Genomic DNA, 18,849 nt, shown 5'->3' with positions numbered 1-18,849 from the left:
GCGGCCGCGCGGCGTTTGCCGCCGGCTATTCGACCGAATGCCGGGCCTGCGCCGCCTTTCTGTCCTCCCGCTCCCGCAGGAAGTCTTCAACGGAAGTCGGTGTCACGCCCCAGGCTGCGAACCCTGGCTCCTCGGTCGCGACATTGGGCGCCTCCATCAATTCCACTTCGGTGGAGGTCACCGGCGGCTTCGGCAGTCGCTCGGCTGCTGCCGCCAGGCCTTTCCAAATGCCGATCGGCAACGGAACGAGCAAGCGACGGACACCAACCTCGTCGGCCACGATTCCGACGAGTTCGCGGTAGGTGTATGTGCGCGGGCCGCCCAACTCGTAGGTGCGCGGCTCGGGGGCCGGTCCCGCAACCACGATACAGGCGACCGCCTCGGCCACATCTCCGACGAAGGTCGGCTGCAGCCGCGTCTCTCCACTCCCGAAGAGAGGAAAGACGGGATATCTCCGCAGAAGATCGGAGAACGTGCAGATGAAGCCATCCTGCGGACCGAACATGACGGCAGGCCGCACGATGACTGCGTTTCCGAAGGCGCGGCGCACCGCGACCTCTCCTGCACCCCGCGCCGCGATGTAGCGGGAAGGAGAGTTCGGATCAGCGCCCACGCCAGAGAGCTGGACGAGAAGCGGTACGCCGTGTCGGTGCGCGAGCGCAGCAAGCTGGCCAGCCGCCTCCACATGGATGTTGCGGAAGGTCTTGCCACCCCGCTCCACATAGAGGCTGACGGCATTGACGACGGCACCTGCGCCCTCGACAAGCCTTGCCACATCCTCCGGCCTCTCGATGTCGCCTTCCACGGCGGCGAGCCCAGACGGCCTTCCGAGGAGATCGGTGATCTTGTTCGGATGGCGGGAGACCGCCCGCACGCTCCGTCCCTTCTCCAGCAGGCGCCGGCAGATCCGGTGCCCGAGAAAACCGCCGCCGCCAAAAACGACGACGGGTGCTTCCTTGCCTGCAAAGGTGCCATCTTCGGGCATGTCGAACCTCCCCGCCACGAACTTCGTCTTTGGGGAGCACAACTGCTGATGACGGACTTTGCTCCCTGCGCAATTGCCACATCCGATGACGGCCTCCCTGCAAATGGCCGCATAGGTGGTTTCCGGGCTCGTCTGGACGGATGATGCTGATCGATCGGTGGAGTGGGCTGTTCATCGCCCCGTCGGAGCTTAAAGTGGGTTCATTGCCCGCAGAATTTTGTCGATGAACACCTCCCCCCTTCCCGACCGTCTCGCCGGCTGGCTGCTGATCGCCACATGCTTTTTCGTCTTCCTGGCGCAATGGTCGGGCGAGAGCATCCTGGTCGGCGTGGAGATCGTCACCGTCATTCCTGCCGTGCTTCTTTTGGCACGCCGCACGGGTCGCATGCAGACCGTGTTCCTTTCGGTCGGATGCATCCTCTTCGCCGTGGCGCTTGCAACCCGGGCCGACTGGCTGACGCTCACCGCATCGGCGTTGAAAACGACGGCCTTCATCGCCGCGTTCTTCACTGCGACGACCGCGCTCCGCTACGCCGCCACGAGTTCGCCGGCAGTCATCGAATGCGGCCGTCTTCTCGCCGAGCAGCCTCCGGGCCGGCGTTATCTCGCGCTGACAACCGGCGGACATCTCTTCACACTCGTCCTCAATTATGGCTCGATCGCACTCCTCGGAGCCCTTGCGGAGGAGAGCTCACGCAGGGAAGAGAACCCGCATATCCGCGCCATTCGCCTGCGCCGCATGCTGCTTGCCATTCAGCGTGGCTTCGCCTCGGCCCTCACCTGGTCGCCGCTCGCCTTCGCCACGGCGATCTCGATCTCGTTCGTGCCGGATACGACGTGGAAGGAGATTCTGGGGCCGAGCCTCGTCAGCTCTCTCATCCTGGCCGTAGGTGGCTGGCTTCTCGACACTCTCATCAAGCCCAAAGTCTCGGCCTCACCGTCGACGCCCGTGGTGACGGAGTTGAGCTGGACCAGCATCTGGCCGCTTCCCGTCCTTCTCGTGGTGCTCGGGGTGAGCGTCGGCGGCATTCATCTCGCCACGGGCGTGCGGGCGACCGCCGCCGTCATTCTGGTTGTGCCGATCATCTCGCTCGCCTGGATCGCCTTTCAGAACAGGGATGATGCCCCGATACGCCACGTGCGCGAGCGCACCGGCCTCTTCGTGACACGCCAGCTCCTCGGCTACCGCAACGAGCTCGTCCTCCTCACCATGGCCGGCTTCATTGGCGGCCTTGGGGGACATCTTCTGAGCCCGTTCGTCCTCGGCGCCGGCTTCGATCTGTCTTCGCTTCCGGGCTGGCTGCTTCTCATCGGGCTTCTCTGGATCATTCCGGCCGCCGGCCAGCTCGGCATGAACCCGATCCTGGCCGTCTCGCTGATCGCGCCGCTCCTTCCTGAAGCCAGAGAGGTCGGGATCGACCCAAGCGATATCGCCGTGGCGATGACCGCCGGCTGGGCCCTTGCGGCCGCAAGTTCGCCCTTTACCGCAAGCACCCTCGTCGTGGGCGGTTTCGGCAGTGTCACCGCCCGTTATGTCGGGCTGGTCTGGAACGGCCTTTATGTCGTCGTGACGGGGCTCGCGCTCTCGGCCTGGGTCGCCTTTCTCGCGTTCTGGTGAGCAAGCGCCTGGCGCGCACGGTCCGTGCGGGCGATCGGTGCACCTCACGCGGTGACGGAAATGACGTCCTCGTCCTTGAAACCGATCCGCAGCGTCTCCCCCGGCTGCGGCGGAGCGGAGCGACGGTCGTTGAAGAGATCGACATGGAGACGCGTATCGCCGACGGCGACCCCGATGCGGATCACCGAGCCGAGGAAGCTCACCGCTTCGACACGGGCGTTGAGGCAGATGCCGTCATCGGCTCCGTTGACGAGGTTGAGCGCCTCGGGGCGGAGCGCCAGCACGATCGGCTCGCCGTCACGGACAGTCGCGGGGAGCTTTCTCAGCACCACGGATTGCTCACCGATCGCCACTTCCTGCGCAGCAGCGTTTTTCACCCGCGCCTCGACGCGGTTGAGCGTGCCGACGAAATTGGCGACGAAAGGCGTTGCAGGCCGATTGTAGACCTCGAACGGCGCGCCGGCCTGTTCGATGCGCCCGGAATTCATGACCACGATCCGGTCGGAGATCGACAGTGCCTCCTCCTGATCATGGGTCACGAAGATCGTGGTGATGCCGAGCTCGCGTTGAATGTTGCGGATCTGCTCACGCAGCGACACGCGGATTTTCGCATCGAGTGCGGAGAGCGGTTCGTCGAGAAGCAACATCCGTGGGCTCGGCGCGAGTGCGCGGGCAAGCGCCACGCGCTGCTGCTGGCCGCCGGACAGCTCGAACGCATAGCGCCGGCCGAGATCCGGCAGACCGATGAGCTCCAGCATCTCGGCCACACGCTCGCGCGCCTTCGCCCGCGTCACGCCGGCGACCTTCAGCCCGAAGCCGATATTGTCCCTCACATTCAGATTCGGAAAAAGCGCGTAAGACTGGAAAACCATTCCCACATTTCGCTGCGAGGGCTTCAGGTGGGTGATCTCCCGCCCGTCGGCAAAGATGCGGCCCTTCGTGGGTTTTTCGAAACCCGCGATCATGCGCAGAACCGTCGTTTTGCCGCATCCGGACGGACCGAGCAGCGAGACAAACTCGCCGCTGTTGAACGAGAGATCCAGGTCCTTGATCACCGTATTGGTGCCAAAGGTCTTGGTGATCGCTTCGAGATTGAGAAATTCTTCGGCCATATTAATCTTTTCTGGCGCTGCTCTTCGGGGCGAAGCGCGCGAGGAGCTGGATCGCGACCATCGCGCTCCAGGTGAAGACGAAGGAAATGATTGCGAGCGCCGAGGGCTCGTAGGCCCGGTTGGCGCCGATATTCTGCATGTAAGGGCCAAAGCCCGGACGGTTGAGCAGGCTCGCCAGGACGAACTCGCCCATGACGATGGCGAGCGTCAGGAAGGCACCCGACAACACGGCCGTGATGACATTCGGAAAGATGATCCGTGTCAGGATCCTGAGGCGGCTGGCGCCAAGAATGGTCGCCGCCTCCGTCAAGGTCTGCACGTCGATGGTCCTGAGACCCGTGTCGATCGCCCGGTACATATAGGGCATGGCGAGCGCCACATAGCCGAGCGTCAGCAGGATATTGGTGCCCATCACCGAACCGGTGAGCGGCAGAAAAGACGACGAGTTGTAGAGCCGGATATAGCCGAAAACGAGGATGATCGGCGGTATGATCAGGGGCATCAGCGTGAGGAATTCCACGATCGGCCTGATCTGCGGCATCCTGAGCCGCACGAAATAGGCGGCCGGCATGATGATGACGATGCCGACGACGATGGTGCAAAGGCCGATCACCAGCGAATAGGTGAAGGTCTGCTGGAAGCCCGGATCGGCGAAGACATTGCGATAAGCGTCGAGCGTATATTCGTCGCGCCGGATGCTCAGCGAAAATTCGAAGGTCGCAAGCAGCGGTAGCAGGAAATAGGCCGCGCCCAGACCGAAGACGACCCACGACCAGAAGCGATTGCCTCTCATTTGAGCCACCTTTCAGCGCGGGTGCGCACGACCAGATAGACGACGTTGGCAAGAGCGGTGATCGCGATCATGCCGACGGCAAGAGCCGCCCCGAGCTGCTGGTTCTGCAGCACGTCGCCTCGGATCTGCGCGTAAAGCAGGATCGGGACGATGTTGAGCGAGGAACCGGTGAGCGCATAGGCCGTCGCGATCGCTCCGAACGCGTTGGCGAACAACAAGGAGAGCGTGCCGAGAAGGTTCGGCCACAAGACCGGCAGCCCTACATAACGCCAGAACTGCCAGGTGGAGGCGCCGAGCGTTTCCGCCGCTTCACTCCACTCCCGCTTCAACCCATCGATCGCCGGCGTGATGATGAGGATCATCAAGGGGATCTGGAAATAGAGATAGGTGAGCGTCAGGCCCCAGAAGGAGAGAATGTTGAACCCAGCGCGGTAGAGGTCGAGACCGAACACCTCCCGCAAAATGATGGTCACAAGCCCCACGCGGCCGAGCGTTGCGAGAAACGCGAACGCCAGCGGGATACCGGCGAAATTCGAGGCGACGCCGGAAAAGGTCAGAAGCGTGGAGCGGATCACCGGCGGCAGGCGCCCACGGATGACGGCAAGGGCGATCGCGAGCCCGATCAGGCAGCCAAGGGCTGATGAAGCGAACGACACTCGGATCGAAATCGAGAAGGAACGCAGGATCTGCGGCGTGAAGAGTGCGCCGATATTGTCGAGCGTCACGCCGCCCTGCCCGTCGGAAAAGGCTGTCGCGAACAGGCCCAGCGTCGGCAGGATGAGAAACATGATCGCAAACGCCAGAAACGGCAGGATGGCGATCGCTTCCCCGAGCCTCAACTCAGCGAACATCTCCGAAAATCGGCGCTTCCGCGTAGGCAAGGCAACTGACCCGGATTGATCCGGGCCAGTCGTTTCAGTCGGAAGCGCAAGCGGCTTGCCGTTATTCGGCGACATTGGCGCCGACCACGGAATCCCACTTCTCCGTGATCACGGCCTTGGCGGCATTTTGCTGCTCGATGGTCGGAAACACGGCTTTGGCGTAGGATTCCGCCGGCGGCAGCGCATCGAGAAGCTCCTGCGGGATCTTCTTCTGCTCGGCGAGCGCATTGAAGCGGATCGGGTGGCAGTAGCCGGCAAGCCAGCCAAGCTGGCCCTCGTCGGAATAGAGGTATTCCATCCACAGCTTCGCGGCGTTCGGATGCGGCGCGTAAGCGCTGATCGCCTGGACGTAGACGCCGGCCACGACACTGTCGGACGGGACCACGACATCGGCGGCGGGGTTGCCCTCAAAGCCATCGCGCCAGGCGAGCGAATTGTAGTCCCAGGCGACCACGATCGGCGTCGTACCCTGTGCGACCGAGGCCGCTTTGCCGATCACCGGGACGAAATTACCCCGCTCGTTGAGCTTTTTGAAATACTGCAGCCCGGCCTCTGCAGCCTGATCGAGATCACCACTGTTTTCGGCGAGACCGGCCCCGACCACACCCTGGATCGCCTGGTTGGAGGCGCGAGGGTCACCTGCCAAAGCAACGGCGTTGGCGTATTTTTCGTCGAGGAGATCGGCCCAGCTCGACGGCGCTTCTCCGACGATATCGGTGTTCACGAGGAACGACAGGACGCCATAATAATCGCCGTACCAGTAACCGTCGGCGTCTTTCGCGTCGTCCGGAATCTCGTCCCAGGTGGAGACCTTGTAGGGCTCGATCAGGCCTTCTTCCTTGGCCTGCGGACCGAAAGCGAGGCCGACATCGAGAACGTCGGGCGCCTGCGGGCCGGTGTTGTTCTTGTTGGCGCGGACGGCCTCCAGCTCATCGGCTGAACCCGCATCCGGGTTGAGTTCGTTCACCTGGATGCCAGGATACTTCTCCTTGAACCCGTCGATCACATCGCCATAGCCGCACCAGGAATGCGGCAGAGCAATCGTGGTGAGCTGCCCCTCTTCCTTGGCAGCTTTGTACAGCGCATCAAGGTCCGTCTCGGCGCTCGCCGTCATCGTCGTGGTGAGCAAAGCGACGACGGATACCGAGGCAGCGAATAGAGTTTTGGTTTTCATTATGCGACTCCGTGCTGTGGCTCGGCCCCCATTCGAAGAGAGTCGCCAAGCCGAACGTCCACTAGAACCGGCCCATGACAGATCCGTGACGCTGCGTCGGCACGGCGGCTTTGTTCACGCCACGCAACGAAAGACAATTTGTCTGTGGCGCACGCCCGTTTCGCATCAGTCGTGTCTTGGGTCGCAGCAACCTTCGTCCTAAGAAGGCCCGACCGCAAGCTGCAAGACATCTGCACGCAGAAGAAGAATGGGACATCGGCGATGAAGAAAGTCTACGTCATCGGGATCGGAGCCGGTGATCCGTCTGATCTCACGCTGCGGGCGATTGAGGCGATGCGGGCCGTCGACGTCTTCTTCTTCATGGACAAAGACGGGTCCGGCAAAGAGAATTTGATCGCCTTCCGCCAACAGGTGCTCGCACGGGCCGTTCCCGAGGCTTCCTACCGAAGCATCCATGCCACCAGCCCGGAACGACCGAAAGACGGCCGAGACTACGAAAAGGGCATCGACTGGTGGCGCGGCGAGCGGCGGCGGATCTTTCGCGAGATGCTGTCGGAGCTCGGTCCCGAGGAGGCCGGCGGCTTTCTGATCATCGGCGATCCGGGGCTTTACGACGGCACCACGCAGATCCTGCATGAGCTCGCCGCCGAGGGATTTGAGATCGACTTCGAGGTGGTTACCGGCATCACGAGCCTGCAGACCCTTGCCGCCCGTCATCGCATTCCGTTGAACCGCATCGGCGAAGAAATCACCGTCACCACCGCACGCCTCTTGGCCGAGACCGAGCCCGCGACGATCTCCAACACCCTCGTGATGCTCGATGGGCGCGCCACCTTCCTGCGCTTCAAAGAGAGCGATCTCTCTATCTTCTGGGGCGCCTATCTCGGCATGGAGGAAGAAATCCTCATCGCCGGACCGCTGAAGGAGAAGGCAGACGAAATCGCCGAAACGATCGAGGCATCGCGCACGCGCCATGGTTGGATCATGGATGCCTATCTTCTGCGGCGACCGTGAAGGGTAAGAGGCCTTCCACCCTGCCATCGCGCACCCCCTTGTAGTTGCATCGTGCGCAAGCCTCCCAACTTAAATGAACGATCTACCCCAACCCCTTCTGTATTCTGATTAATTTTTGCGAAACCATGCCGCCCAAACTGCGGCCTATTCGCAATTTAATTAAGCTTTTAAACACGAGCGCCGCTCAATATCCCCGCAACAAGGGGTAGGAGAGGCGTCATGTCGAAAACGATGCCGCTGGTGGCGTTGTGGCTTCTGGCCACCACCGCCACGCTGCTGCTGATCATGCAGCCCATCAGCATCGAGGCACAATTCGTCATGGGCGTAGCGGCCGTCGGCGGTATGGCGGCCGTGTGGATGTTCAGCAAGGAAGGCGTCTGGCGCCAGGTCTTTCTGGCGCTCGCGACGGCGGTGGTGCTGCGCTACGTCTACTGGCGCACGACCTCAACGCTGCCGCCGATTTCGGAACCGATCAACTTCGTTCCAGGCTTTCTCGTCTACCTCATGGAGATGTTCTCAGTGCTGATGCTCTTCATCAGCCTGTTCATTACGGCCGACCCTTTGGAAAGGAAGCGGGCGCGCCAGCTGCGCGATGCGGAGCTTCCGACCGTCGACATCTTCATTCCGACCTACAACGAAGACAAAAGCCTTCTCGCCACCACCATCGCGGCAGCGCTCGCGATGGATTATCCGCACGAGAAAAGACAAGTCTGGCTGCTCGACGACGGCGGCACCGAGCAGAAGGTCAACAATCCCGACCCGAACGTCTCAGTCCCCGCCAAGCGCCGGCGTGCGGAACTGCAGCGCCTGTGCGCGCAGCTCGGCGCCCACTACCTCACCCGCGAGCGCAACGAACACGCGAAGGCCGGCAACCTGAACAACGGTCTCGACTGCTCCACCGCCGATCTGATCGTGGTCTTCGATGCCGATCACGGCCCGGTCCGCTCCTTCCTGCGGGAGACCGTCGGTCATTTCGCCGACGATCCGCGCCTCTTCCTGGTGCAGACGCCGCACTTCTTCCTCAATCCGGATCCGCTTGAACGCAACCTCTCGACCTTCGAGCGGATGCCATCGGAAAACGAGATGTTCTACTCCGTGATCCAAAAGGGTCTGGATAAGTGGAACGCTGCCTTTTTCTGCGGCTCGGCGGCCGTGCTTCGGCGCGCAGCGCTCGAGGAGACGGGCGGTTTTTCCGGCGTTTCCATCACGGAAGATTGCGAAACGGCACTTGAGCTGCATTCGCGCGGATGGAACAGCCGTTACGTCGACATTCCGCTGATCGCCGGTCTGCAGCCGGAAAACTTCGTCTCCTTCATCGGCCAGCGCTCACGCTGGTGCCGTGGCATGGTGCAGATCCTGATGCTGAAGAACCCGCTCTTCAAGCGGGGGCTTCGCTTCGAACAGCGCATAGCCTACCTCTCCTCGTCGCTTTTCTGGCTTTTCCCGCTGACGCGCCTCACCTTCATGCTGGCGCCGCTGCTCTACATCATCTTCTCGCTGCAGATTTACGAAGCGAGCTTCCGTGAGTTCGTCGGCTACACCGTCGCCTATATGGCGGTGAACATCATGCTGCAGAGCTATCTCTACGGCAGGCTCCGCTGGCCCTGGGTCTCGGAGCTCTACGAATACGTGCAGTCGGTCTATTTGGGCCGAGCGATCCTGAGCGTCGTCGTCAATCCGCGCGCGCCGACGTTCAACGTCACGGCGAAAGGTCAGACGAGCGATAAAGAGCAGCTCTCTGCACTTGCCGGCCCCTATTTCGCGATCTTCGGCGTCCTCGCCGTTACCGGCGCCTATGCCACCTGGCGCTACTTTACCGAGCCTACCGGCAACGACCTGTTGATGATCTGCGGCGTGTGGAACGCGATCAATCTCGTCATTGCCGGCGTCGCGCTCGGCGTGGTGTCCGAAATGCCGGAGAGGCGCCGGGCCCAACGCCTCGCCGTCGTGCGCCGCGCGGTTCTCGAAATCGTCGGTGTCGGCGAAATCGCCGTCTCGGTAGAGGATGTCTCGACCTGCGGCGTGCGGGTGCGCCCGCTGGAGGAGGCACTGCCGCCGATGAAGGCCGGAGCCACAATCGCCATGCTGCGTCTCGTCAACGACGATGGCAGCGTCACCAAAGAGGCGATCGCCGTCGTTCTGCGCCGGGCCGGCAATGATGACCGCGGACGTTTCCTCGGCATGGAATTCATCCAGCTCACGGCGCCGCAATACAAACTCATCGCCGATCTCCTCTATCACAGCGCCAATGTCTTCGAGACATTCCGCAGCCGGCGGCGGAAGCCGCGGAGCGTCATCGGCGCCACGATCGGCTTCCTCTCCTGGAGCTTCTATTACACGCTACGGGCATTCCGGATCGGGCTCAGGCGCAATCAGCCTGCCGCAACGGGCATGGAAGGGTTCACGAGCGCCGAAACCGGCTTCGGCGTCGAAATCGGGCGATCGGAGCCTGCCTTGCCGCGGGTTCAGTCCCATCTGCATGTCGCACCCGGCATGCCGATCGAAGCCGGAGCGACATCTGTTCCCACCCCTGCGGCGGCTCCGGCCGCCCAAAGCGCGGCGGCGGTCGGCGTCGCCACACCCCAGGTCGAGCAAGCAGAGCCGAGCGAGGCGCAACGCCGCCGCTCCATCTCAACATCGACGGCGGCCACCGCTTCGCTCGGTCATGACGTCTGGGAGTATGCGGTATGAGAAATCTCGCAACCGCGGGCCTCGCACTTCTCCTGCTCGCACCTCAGGCTCAGGCGGGCAAAGTCGTCCTGTCTCTCGATCAGGTTCGGTCGGCAGCGCCGGTCATGGCGCAGCCCACGACCAGCCAGATGGCCCTCTCCGACACCGGCGTGCCGCTCGTGGCCGAGGTCGATCCGGATCTTCGTCGCCTTCCCGCAGCTTTGAGCGATTTGCATTTCAACGGCGAAACCGCCGGTCATGAATGGCCCGTCTATCTGACGAGGACGCAGGCGGCCTCGCGGGCGGAGATGCAGCTCGGCTACATCAACAGCGTTTCGGTGATGTCGGAGGGGTCGACGCTGACCGTGACGGTCAACGAAGTCAGCATCGGTGAAATCCCGATTGCATCGCCCGACGAGCTCGCCCGCACGCGCCTCTCCGTTCCCCCGGGTCTCCTCCAGCCTGGCTACAATTCCGTGCGCATCTCGGTGCAGCAGCGGCACCGCGTCGATTGCTCTCTCGAGGGCACCTACGAATTGTGGACCCAGATCTATCCTGGCGTCACGGGATTTGCCTTTGCGGGGGCCGGCGCCGGTTTCGAGCGCCTGAGCGATCTCGCAGCCGTCAATCCGGGTCTCGACGGCGCCGTCAGCATCAGCGTGCGGGCGCCCGAGACGCCAACGCCGAAGGCAACCGAGAGATTTTTGCGCGTGGCCGAGATCGCCGCGATCATGACAAAGGCGCCCCGCAGCGAAGTCCGCTTCGACACCGGACCTGTTTCGGGACCCGGCGTCGAGATCGCGATCGGAACGCCGGAGGAACTGCGTCACCTCGGCGTGTTGAAGCCCGGTGAGACGGCGCAGCCCGGCGTTTCCGTCATCCTTCCCGACGAAATGGATCTGATTCATGGCCGCGTATCCATCTGGATCGTGGGAGGCAGCGACGCCGCCATCGACGCAGCGCTCGCAAGTCTCGAAGCCGGGAGTAAGACGGGTCCTTCGGAAGGAACGCCGTCCGGGCTGCGCGCCGCTGAAAACGCCCTCGGCCACCTCGTGCCGCCGGGAAGTTCGGTGAGCCTGCGCGACCTCGGCGTCGTCTCCGAGGAGTTCAACGGTCGCCTCTACCGCACCTCCTTCAAGATTCGCATGCCCTATGACTTTCTGTCGGCGGATTACAGTCAGGCGGTCATTAGGCTGACGGCCGGCTTTGCGCCACGGCTCGACCCCAAGAGCCAACTTCTCGTGCGCGTGAACGATCAGACGGCGTCCGTCCTGCCGCTCTTGGACGGCGACGGTGCATTGATGCGGGGACGCAAAATCCCAATCCCGCTGAAGGTGCTGCATCCCGGCGTCAATCGCGTGCAGATCGAGGCGCAGCTCCGCTCTCAGAGCGATCGCAGTTGCGACACGCTTGCCGGGCTCTCCAGTCCGAGCCGCTTCCTCATCATGGATACAAGCGAGTTCTATCTCCCGCCGGTCGCGCGCATCGCACGCATGCCCAATCTCGCTTCGACCCTCAGCGGCGGGTTCCCCTACGCCAAAGGCAAAACGACAGCCGCCTACATCCCCGATCCCGACCGCGACACGCTTTCGGCCGCCGGGACGCTCGCAGCCAATCTTGCTGTGGTCAGCGGGGCGCCGCTCAATCTCGAGGTCGCCTTCTCCGCGCCCCCGGCTGACGCCGGCACCTCGATCGTCGTGGCGGCGGCGCAGGCCCTGCCCGGCTCTGTCGCCGACGCTGTCGGTCTCGACGTTGCCGGCATGCGCCAAGCCTGGCGTTCGCAGATGCTCAACAGCAGTGTCGGCACAGCCGGTCTTGGAGAAGCCCCGCTCTATACGGGCTCAACCGGCCGCGACGATCCGGCGCCGCAACCCGTCTCGCAACGGCTTTTTATGCAACCTTCTGTCTCGCTCGACGACTGGACGGAGCAGATGCGCGAGAATGGTGGCTTCGGCGGACCGTTCGAGCGGGCGATCTCCTGGCTCAAGGATCAGGTCGGGAGTGCCACCGGGAACATCGGCTTCGGCGATGGATCGGATCCGCTTCGGGTCAAGCCGGGCAGCACGCTCGTCCTTGCCCAAGCGGAAGCCCCGGCCAACGAGGGGCGCACCTGGACAGTGGTGACGGCCCCGACCAGCGGAGAGCTCGCAGCCTCCGTCGCGCAGATCAACACGGCGTCGCTGCTCTACCGGCTGGACGGGCGTGCGCTCGCGTTTGGCCGCAACGACGGCGACATCACCAGGGCCACGAGCGGCAGCTTCTATTATGTGACGACGCAGCCGCTCTCCTTCCAGAACATTCGCCTCGTCGCAGCGGGATGGATGTCGCTCAACATCGTCTATTACGTCCTCGGCCTCATCGCGGCCTGCGCATGCCTCGGCCTCGCGACGACTGCGCTTCTGCGGCGCGTGGGGCATTCGTCATGAGCGCGCGCGTTTCCGTCACCGCGATCGTGGCGTCCTTTTCCGCCCTTCTGGCAATTTCGGCTGGCGCGGCTCTCTTGAAAGAGAGCCCCTCGGAGAAGGCCGCGCTGCCCTGCGAACCGGGCGAGAGCGCCGCCACAATGGCAAGCGCAGTTCCTCAAAACATCGCCCTCCGCCTGCCGATGGCATCGGGGGAAAACGCATCGCATGTCGCAGCAACAACCTTCGATCCGGAGCCCACGGCTGCCCGCACAGTCGCACCCGTTTCGACGCCGATTGAAATCGCGGCTGCCGGCATCGCAGCCGGCTCGAGCGCCGGTGCGACGAAGGCAGATCTGCCTGCGCCTCTCTGGGCGAATTTCCGTGACAATTTCATCGGCGAGGACGGACGCGTGATCGACGACGGCAATGGCAAAATCAGCCACAGCGAGGGCCAGGGATACGGCCTGCTGCTCGCGGCCTTCGCCGATGATCCCGTCACCTTCCGCCGCGTGTGGAACTGGACCGTCACCGAGCTCCTGATCCGCGACGACGGCCTTGCCGCCTGGCGCTGGGAGCCCGATGCCGATCCCCACATCACCGACCCCAACAACGCCACCGACGGTGATATCCTGATCGCCTGGGCGCTGATGGAAGGTGCGGTCCGCTTCAACGAACCGGAATATCGCAAGGCCGCCGCCGATATCGCAGCAGCGATCTACGAGAAAACTACGGAAGAGAGCGCGTACGGCCGCATCATCCTGCCGGGCGTCCACGGGTTCCGCGCCGATGATCGTCGCGACGGGCCGGTCATCAACCTCTCCTATTGGGTGTTTCCGGCCTTCCCGGCTCTCGCAAAGGCCGCTCCGCAATACGATTGGGATGCCCTGCGCGACAGCGGCGTGGCATTGATGCGGGCCTCCCGTTTCGGCAAAAGCAACCTCCCGAGCGACTGGATCTCGCTTTCGGGCGAGAAGCCTAGACCGGCCAACGGCTTTCCCCCGACCTTTGCCTACAATGCGATCCGCGTTCCCCTCTATGCCGCCTGGGCTGAGGCCGGAGATCGTTCCGACCTCGCCCCCTATCAGGCGCTGTGGGAGCGGGCGCAGCCGAGCACCGTCGATGTCATGTCGGGTCGGGCAGTCCAGCCTCTCGGCGGCCCTGGCTATGCCGCGGTTGCGGGGCTTGTGGCCTGCGCACTCAAAGATGCGCCCTTCCCTTCCTCGGCCCGCAGCAGCCTTCCCGACCTTTACTATCCGAGTGCCCTACAGGCCCTCTCTGTCGTTGCAGCACAGGAGGCATATTCAGGATGTCGCTGAAAACGCTCCCGTTTCTTCTTCTTGCAGGGGCTGCCTGGATCGCGCCGGCACATGCGCAGACCATCACCATCAAGGCGCCCGCCCACATGTCGGGCGCCGCCGTTGCAAAAGTCGATGAGAGCGCCTTGCGCTACTATGCGCGCAACCAGGAGCTCGACCGTGTCGAGGCCGAAATCCATCGGCTGCAGCAATTGCATCCGGGTTGGACACCGCCCGACGATCTCTTCACCCAGGTGACCGGCGGCAGCGACGAAACGGAATTCTGGGAGCTTTTCGCAGCCGACCGGCTCGATGATCTCGAAGCCGCCATCGAGGAGAGACGGCATTCCGAACCCGGCTGGCAGCCGTCCGAGGACCTCAGGAGCAAGGTCGCCTACAAGCGCGCCCGCCAGCGCCTCGTCAACGCCTCGGATCTCAAGCAATGGGGCAAGGTTCTCGATATCGCCGGAGGCGGCGACATCGTCCTGAGCACGGCAGACGTCGACGTCATGTGGCGGGTGGCGGAAGCCGACGCACACAACCACGCAGAGCGGGAAGCGCTCGCTCTCTACGAAAAGATCCTGCAAGATTCCTCAAATTCGGACGAGCGGCTCGGGACCATACAGAAGGCGCTCGGGCTCCTGCCTGTGCGCGAGGTCGAGACACTGATCTCCCTCGGCCGCACCAATCCTGACGGCAGCAACGAATTCGACATCGTCGAAGACGATCTGTTGCGCGCCCGCATCGGCGCCATCGCCGCCGGCGAAGACGTAGGAACGGTCTCTCGTAGCGAACTCGTGCGCTTCGAAGACGGCGTAGAAGCCGACAAGAGCGCCATGTCCGATGCGGCGCTTCTCGGCTGGTTCTATTATGGCCAGAACGACTGGCAGGATGCGGCGCGCTGGTTCAAGACGTCGCTCGATCGCGGTGGTGACGTGAAATCGGCCGAAGGCGCCGTGCTTTCGCTGAGCGCGCTTGAGAAGCTCGACGAGGCGGAAGCGATCGCCGCCAAATGGGAAGCGCAATCGGCCGAGGTGCGCAGCCTCTTTCTCGGCCTCGGTGCGGCGCGGCTCAGCATGGATCCGCCGCCTGATCTCACCCGCGACTACGTCGCCAAACTCGCCAACGCCATCGAAGAGACGCAGTCCGGCGACGGCGCGCAGGCACTCGCCTGGTACCATTACAACACCAAGTCGTTTGATGATGCGCAGAGCTGGTTCCGACAGGCGATGGCCTGGCAGCCGCAGGACACGACGGCACTCGGCCTCGTTCTTGCGACTTTTCATCTCAAACAATGGTCCGAACTCGCCGATCTTTTGAAGAGTTTCTCGCCGGACTATCCGAGCGTCGCTGCGGTCGCACCGCAGCTTAAGCGCCCGACGCGGACCGCCTCGACCATCGATCGCACGCAACAGGTGCGGGCGGCGCGGGTTGCGCAGCGGGTAAACGATCTCTTCGGAGCGAAGCGCTATCGCGAGGCCTTGGCGCTTCTCGACGAGTTCGACGGCAAGTCGCGCGGCATGATGATGCTCAGAGGCTGGGCCCTCTACCACGTGCATCAGATCGCCGAGGCGCGGGAGATTTTTCGCAAGCTCGACGCAAAGAGCTCCACCAAAGAGACCCGGGAAGCGCTGGCGTGGATCATGAACGCCCAGCTGCCCGCCCGTCATCGATAGACAAGAGAAAGCCTGGCACCTCCAGCCAGTCGAAAGGGCGTTCACCCCGCAAGGGTGAGCGCCCTTTCTTCTTCATCAGGAGTCTTAATCCGACAGGCGTTCCTCGCCGCGATAGCGGGCATAGGTCGACTGTCCGGAAGCTCCGAAAGAAACGACCGGATAGGTGTCCGGCTCCATGCCGGGCATGGCCATACCTTCCGAGCCGACCGGCATGCCCGGCACGGCGAGACCGGTCGTCATGGGCTTTTCATCGAGGAGCCGCGCAACCATCGCCGAAGGCACGTGACCTTCCAGGACGTAGCCGCCCACAACGGCCGTATGGCATGAGGCGAGCTCATCGGGCACGCCGAACTGCTGCTTGACGGCGCCGATATCGTCGGTCGGGACGACTTCGACGGCAAAGCCCTCGGTACGCATCTTGTCCGCCCAGGCCGTGCAGCAGCCGCAGGAGGGATCCTTGTAGACGGTCATGGCCGGAAGTCCTTCCGCATGAACGGAAGAAACGGCGAGCATGCCAGCAAACGCAGCGCCGGCGAGAAGAAAACGAGTTTTCATCGGAAGCATCTTTCCAAAGTGCAGATGGGCCGGGTTTCACCCGACGATTCGGTCTGTTGCGGGCTTTGCCCGCTTCTTTCAGGAAAGGATGCTTCGTGGCGGCGGTGACAGCGCTTCCGAATCAATGGCAACCAGCACCCTCGTATCCGGCCGCATCGCGGCCGCGACATCGCTCCGTGGCGCGGGCACAGCCGGCATGTGAGTGGTGGCGAAAGCTTGCAGGGTTGCGACGCAGATTGCGGTACAGCCGGTCTTTTCCGCTGGCGCCTCCTGGCAGCAATCATGCTGCTGCTCGGCCACGAGGCGCATCTCTGACACGTCCATCGGAGCCATCGTCCGGCCATGCGAGGAGGCGTAGCTCGACTGCCCGCCGACAAGTGCGAGGAGAAGCGCGAGAAGCAGCGACGCCAGACGTGGAATCCGAGTTGCGAGCATCCTCTGCAATCTAGCAGATCCGGCGATACCGCGCTTGAGGCAAATCAACGGGTTACAGAAATGTAAGCGAGCACGCCCGTTACGCGACCCTGCGCCCGTTCGCGTCGATGATCAGCTCGCCATCCTCCTTGGCGAGCGGCCCGGGCGGCAGACGATCGAGAAGGTCGAGCACCATTTCGCTCGGCCGGCACAGCCGCACACCCTTTGTCGTGCAGACGATCGGCCGGTTGACCAGAACAGGATGCGCAATCATCGCCTCCAGGAGCTTCTCGTCGCTGACCTCGGGATCGAGCAGGCCGAGCTTCTCCGCCGGCGATTTCGTCGTCCTGAGTGCTTCGCGCGGGGTCAGTCCGGCCGCAGCGAAGAGCGCCAGAAGCTGCGGGCGGGTCCAGCCCTCTTTGAGATATTCGATGACGGCCGGCCGGTAGCCGGCCTTCTCGATGATCGACAGAACATTGCGCGAGGTGCCGCAGTCGGGATTGTGATGAATGACGACGTTCATGGTCGGCGAGACTCTTTCTCTCAGCGATCGGATACGAGGGCGAAGGGCAAGCTCACGCCGTCAGCCATTCCTCCAGCTTGTCTTCCCGCGGCAGGCCTCCGGCATGGACAAGCTTGCCGTCGATGACGATGCCCGGAGTGGAGGCAACGCCATATCGAGCGATCTCGGCGTAGTCCGTTACCTTTTGCACCTTTGCCTCAATGCCGAGCCTCTCGGCAGCATTGCGCACCATGGCCTCGGTCGTCTCGCAGCGCTTGCAGCCGGGACCGAGCACTTTCACATCCTTCATCTCAGAAGATACCTCCGATTTATCCGAACAGGAAATTGAACAGGAAGCCGACGCTGAAGATGCCCGTCCCGACGATGGCGACGAAGACGGCGATGAGCTTTCCCTTCAGCACCTTTCTCAGAATGACGATCTCCGGCAGCGAGAGCGCCAGAACCGCCATCATGAAGGCGAGTGTCGTGCCGAGGGCGGCGCCCTTATCGAGAAGCGCTTCCACCACGGGTATGATACCCGCAGCATTGGAATACATCGGAATGCCGAGCCCGATTGCAGCCGGCACCGACCACCAGGCCTCCGCACCCATGATGCGCGCCATCAGCTCCGCCGGCACATAGCCGTGAATGCCGGCGCCGACAGCGATACCGACGAGAATCCACAGCCACACTCGGCCGACGATCTCCCTCATGGAGGCAAGGCCCTCGCGGAGACGCTCAACGCCGGTGATCTCGTCCTCTGGCACGCGGCAGCAGCCGCCCGTCGCATTCAACTCGCGCACCCAGTCCTGCAGCCAGGATTCGATGTGCAGGCGGCCGATGACCCAACCCGACACGATTGCGACGCCAAGTCCGAAGGCGAGATAGAGGAGTGCCACCTGCCAGCCGACCAGACCGAAGAGAAGGCCAAGCGCCACCTCGTTCACCATCGGCGCGGCGATCAGGAACGAGAAGGTAACGCCGAGCGGGATGCCGGCCTGAACGAAACCGATGAAGAGCGGAATGGCGGAACAGGAGCAAAAGGGCGTCAGGATGCCGAGCCCAGCCGCCATGAGGTTGCCGGCCCCCTCGCGCCGACCCGACAGAAAGGCCCGCGTCTTCTCGGGCGAGAAGAAAGATTGCACCACCCCCATCACGAAAACCACGAGCGCCAACAGCATCAGCACTTTCGGCGTGTCGTAGAGAAAGAAGGCGAGCGCCTCGCCGAGCCGGCTTTCCCGTGCCACAGGGAGGAGATGCGTGATCGCTTCGGCGGCCGGCTCGAGGCCCATATAAACGCCGACCCACAGCGCGAACGCTGCGACGGTGCCAAGATACCACAGGAGTGGCGAGGAGCGCCGGCCTGATCCCGGCGCAGTGCTGTCTGCAAAGCCGGAGGCGCTCATGCAGCCGCCCTCCTCGACCCGCCATCGAGCGCGACCATGGCCGCATCGACGATCGCCGCAAGCTCTTGCGGCAGGTCCGGATTGCGCCGGTAGCGAACCCATTGCGCATCGCGGCGGTCGACGACGAGCCCCGCAGCTTTCAGCACCCCCATATGCCGCGACATGCGCGATTGCGTCGCCTCCAAGCGCTGCATCAGCTCGCAGACGCAATGCTCCCCGCCGTCCCAGACGATCTGGATGGCGGCAAGCCGCGTCGGCTCAGCCAAGGCGGAGAGAACAAGAGACACGCCCATCACAAACTCGCGGTTTTGCGCATATGCGTTTAAGCGCATAAACTCTCACTGCGCGA

17 protein-coding genes are annotated in these 18,849 nt (G+C 63.3%); 6 read left to right on the top strand and 11 right to left on the bottom strand.

Annotation, left to right across the window (positions count from 1 at the left end; translation table 11 throughout):
* Positions 1-25: 25 nt before the first annotated feature.
* Positions 26-985 (bottom strand): complex I NDUFA9 subunit family protein, encoded by a 960-nt coding sequence (locus tag EO094_RS14500; RefSeq protein ID WP_128293561.1) that lies wholly within the window; start codon positions 983-985, stop codon positions 26-28.
* A 223-nt stretch (positions 986-1,208) separates the two neighbouring features.
* On the opposite strand from EO094_RS14500, the gene EO094_RS14495 reads away from it, so the two are divergent.
* Positions 1,209-2,603, top strand: coding sequence for a hypothetical protein (locus tag EO094_RS14495; RefSeq protein WP_128293559.1), 1,395 nt, complete (start codon positions 1,209-1,211; stop codon positions 2,601-2,603).
* Between the two features lie 44 nt (positions 2,604-2,647).
* On the opposite strand, the gene EO094_RS14490 is transcribed toward EO094_RS14495, so the two are convergent.
* From EO094_RS14490 to EO094_RS14475, 4 genes are all read right to left on the bottom strand, one after another.
* On the bottom strand, positions 2,648-3,715 hold the full coding sequence (locus EO094_RS14490) for an ABC transporter ATP-binding protein (RefSeq protein WP_128293557.1): 1,068 nt from the start codon (positions 3,713-3,715) through the stop codon (positions 2,648-2,650).
* A gap of 1 nt (position 3,716) precedes the next feature.
* Positions 3,717-4,508, bottom strand: a complete 792-nt coding sequence (locus EO094_RS14485) for an ABC transporter permease (protein ID WP_128293555.1) — start codon at positions 4,506-4,508, stop codon at positions 3,717-3,719.
* A complete protein-coding gene (locus EO094_RS14480; RefSeq protein WP_128293553.1) occupies positions 4,505-5,359 on the bottom strand; it encodes an ABC transporter permease in 855 nt (284 codons plus the stop codon). The genes EO094_RS14485 and EO094_RS14480 overlap by 4 nt, the downstream gene beginning before the upstream one ends.
* 91 nt (positions 5,360-5,450) lie before the next feature.
* Positions 5,451-6,563 (bottom strand): ABC transporter substrate-binding protein, encoded by a 1,113-nt coding sequence (locus tag EO094_RS14475; RefSeq protein ID WP_128293551.1) that lies wholly within the window; start codon positions 6,561-6,563, stop codon positions 5,451-5,453.
* A 261-nt stretch (positions 6,564-6,824) separates the two neighbouring features.
* Between EO094_RS14475 and cobF the strand changes: the two genes are divergently transcribed.
* The 5 genes from cobF (at position 6,825) to EO094_RS14450 (ending at position 15,623) form a co-directional block, all read left to right on the top strand.
* Positions 6,825-7,577 (top strand): precorrin-6A synthase (deacetylating), encoded by a 753-nt coding sequence (cobF, locus tag EO094_RS14470; protein ID WP_128293549.1) that lies wholly within the window; start codon positions 6,825-6,827, stop codon positions 7,575-7,577.
* A 219-nt stretch (positions 7,578-7,796) separates the two neighbouring features.
* Positions 7,797-10,268, top strand: a complete 2,472-nt coding sequence (gene bcsA / locus EO094_RS14465) for a UDP-forming cellulose synthase catalytic subunit (protein ID WP_246008542.1) — start codon at positions 7,797-7,799, stop codon at positions 10,266-10,268.
* Positions 10,265-12,673 carry a cellulose biosynthesis cyclic di-GMP-binding regulatory protein BcsB gene (locus EO094_RS14460; RefSeq protein WP_128293547.1) on the top strand — a complete coding sequence of 803 codons (2,409 nt, stop codon included), beginning with the start codon at positions 10,265-10,267 and terminating at the stop codon, positions 12,671-12,673. The genes bcsA and EO094_RS14460 overlap by 4 nt, the downstream gene beginning before the upstream one ends.
* Positions 12,670-13,968 carry a family 8 glycosyl hydrolase gene (locus EO094_RS14455; RefSeq protein ID WP_164879678.1) on the top strand — a complete coding sequence of 433 codons (1,299 nt, stop codon included), beginning with the start codon at positions 12,670-12,672 and terminating at the stop codon, positions 13,966-13,968. The genes EO094_RS14460 and EO094_RS14455 overlap by 4 nt, the downstream gene beginning before the upstream one ends.
* The gene (locus tag EO094_RS14450) at positions 13,959-15,623 is read left to right on the top strand and encodes a hypothetical protein (RefSeq protein WP_128293543.1); all 1,665 of its coding nucleotides are present in this window, start codon (positions 13,959-13,961) and stop codon (positions 15,621-15,623) included. Before EO094_RS14455 ends, EO094_RS14450 begins: the two co-directional genes overlap by 10 nt.
* Positions 15,624-15,707: 84 nt before the next feature.
* Here the strand turns inward: EO094_RS14450 and EO094_RS14445 are convergent, their stop codons facing one another.
* The 6 genes from EO094_RS14445 to EO094_RS14420 form a co-directional block, all read right to left on the bottom strand.
* Positions 15,708-16,178 carry a DUF411 domain-containing protein gene (locus tag EO094_RS14445; RefSeq protein WP_246008541.1) on the bottom strand — a complete coding sequence of 157 codons (471 nt, stop codon included), beginning with the start codon at positions 16,176-16,178 and terminating at the stop codon, positions 15,708-15,710.
* Positions 16,179-16,256: 78 nt separating this feature from the next.
* Entirely contained in the window at positions 16,257-16,613 is a 357-nt protein-coding gene (locus EO094_RS14440) for a hypothetical protein (RefSeq protein WP_128293539.1), read from the bottom strand.
* 79 nt (positions 16,614-16,692) lie between these two features.
* Positions 16,693-17,115: an arsenate reductase (glutaredoxin) gene (gene arsC, locus EO094_RS14435; protein ID WP_128293537.1), complete on the bottom strand. Its 423-nt coding sequence runs from the start codon at positions 17,113-17,115 to the stop codon at positions 16,693-16,695.
* A 52-nt stretch (positions 17,116-17,167) separates the two neighbouring features.
* The gene (locus EO094_RS14430; protein ID WP_128293535.1) at positions 17,168-17,404 is read right to left on the bottom strand and encodes a thioredoxin family protein; all 237 of its coding nucleotides are present in this window, start codon (positions 17,402-17,404) and stop codon (positions 17,168-17,170) included.
* A gap of 19 nt (positions 17,405-17,423) precedes the next feature.
* Positions 17,424-18,500, bottom strand: coding sequence for a permease (locus EO094_RS14425; protein ID WP_128293533.1), 1,077 nt, complete (start codon positions 18,498-18,500; stop codon positions 17,424-17,426).
* Positions 18,497-18,793: an ArsR/SmtB family transcription factor gene (locus tag EO094_RS14420; RefSeq protein WP_128293530.1), complete on the bottom strand. Its 297-nt coding sequence runs from the start codon at positions 18,791-18,793 to the stop codon at positions 18,497-18,499. The genes EO094_RS14425 and EO094_RS14420 overlap by 4 nt, the downstream gene beginning before the upstream one ends.
* Between the last annotated feature and the right edge of the window lie 56 nt (positions 18,794-18,849).

This window comes from Afifella aestuarii (assembly GCF_004023665.1).
In the GTDB taxonomy this organism is placed as follows: Bacteria; Pseudomonadota; Alphaproteobacteria; order Rhizobiales; family Afifellaceae; genus Afifella; species Afifella aestuarii.
Note: the sequence above shows the minus strand (reverse complement) of the source record. Positions and strands in the feature narration are given on the sequence as shown.

Coding starts and splice junctions, on each gene's coding strand:
- EO094_RS14495 (WP_128293559.1), top strand. CDS start 1,209: ATGAACACCTCCCCCCTTCCCGACCGTCTCGCCGGCTGGCTGCTGATC.
- EO094_RS14490 (WP_128293557.1), bottom strand. CDS start 3,715: ATGGCCGAAGAATTTCTCAATCTCGAAGCGATCACCAAGACCTTTGGC.
- arsC (WP_128293537.1), bottom strand. CDS start 17,115: ATGAACGTCGTCATTCATCACAATCCCGACTGCGGCACCTCGCGCAAT.
- cobF (WP_128293549.1), top strand. CDS start 6,825: ATGAAGAAAGTCTACGTCATCGGGATCGGAGCCGGTGATCCGTCTGAT.
- EO094_RS14450 (WP_128293543.1), top strand. CDS start 13,959: ATGTCGCTGAAAACGCTCCCGTTTCTTCTTCTTGCAGGGGCTGCCTGG.
- bcsA (WP_246008542.1), top strand. CDS start 7,797: ATGTCGAAAACGATGCCGCTGGTGGCGTTGTGGCTTCTGGCCACCACC.
- EO094_RS14500 (WP_128293561.1), bottom strand. CDS start 985: ATGCCCGAAGATGGCACCTTTGCAGGCAAGGAAGCACCCGTCGTCGTT.
- EO094_RS14430 (WP_128293535.1), bottom strand. CDS start 17,404: ATGAAGGATGTGAAAGTGCTCGGTCCCGGCTGCAAGCGCTGCGAGACG.
- EO094_RS14440 (WP_128293539.1), bottom strand. CDS start 16,613: ATGCTCGCAACTCGGATTCCACGTCTGGCGTCGCTGCTTCTCGCGCTT.
- EO094_RS14485 (WP_128293555.1), bottom strand. CDS start 4,508: ATGAGAGGCAATCGCTTCTGGTCGTGGGTCGTCTTCGGTCTGGGCGCG.
- EO094_RS14475 (WP_128293551.1), bottom strand. CDS start 6,563: ATGAAAACCAAAACTCTATTCGCTGCCTCGGTATCCGTCGTCGCTTTG.
- EO094_RS14445 (WP_246008541.1), bottom strand. CDS start 16,178: ATGAAAACTCGTTTTCTTCTCGCCGGCGCTGCGTTTGCTGGCATGCTC.
- EO094_RS14420 (WP_128293530.1), bottom strand. CDS start 18,793: ATGGGCGTGTCTCTTGTTCTCTCCGCCTTGGCTGAGCCGACGCGGCTT.
- EO094_RS14425 (WP_128293533.1), bottom strand. CDS start 18,500: ATGAGCGCCTCCGGCTTTGCAGACAGCACTGCGCCGGGATCAGGCCGG.
- EO094_RS14455 (WP_164879678.1), top strand. CDS start 12,670: ATGAGCGCGCGCGTTTCCGTCACCGCGATCGTGGCGTCCTTTTCCGCC.
- EO094_RS14480 (WP_128293553.1), bottom strand. CDS start 5,359: ATGTTCGCTGAGTTGAGGCTCGGGGAAGCGATCGCCATCCTGCCGTTT.
- EO094_RS14460 (WP_128293547.1), top strand. CDS start 10,265: ATGAGAAATCTCGCAACCGCGGGCCTCGCACTTCTCCTGCTCGCACCT.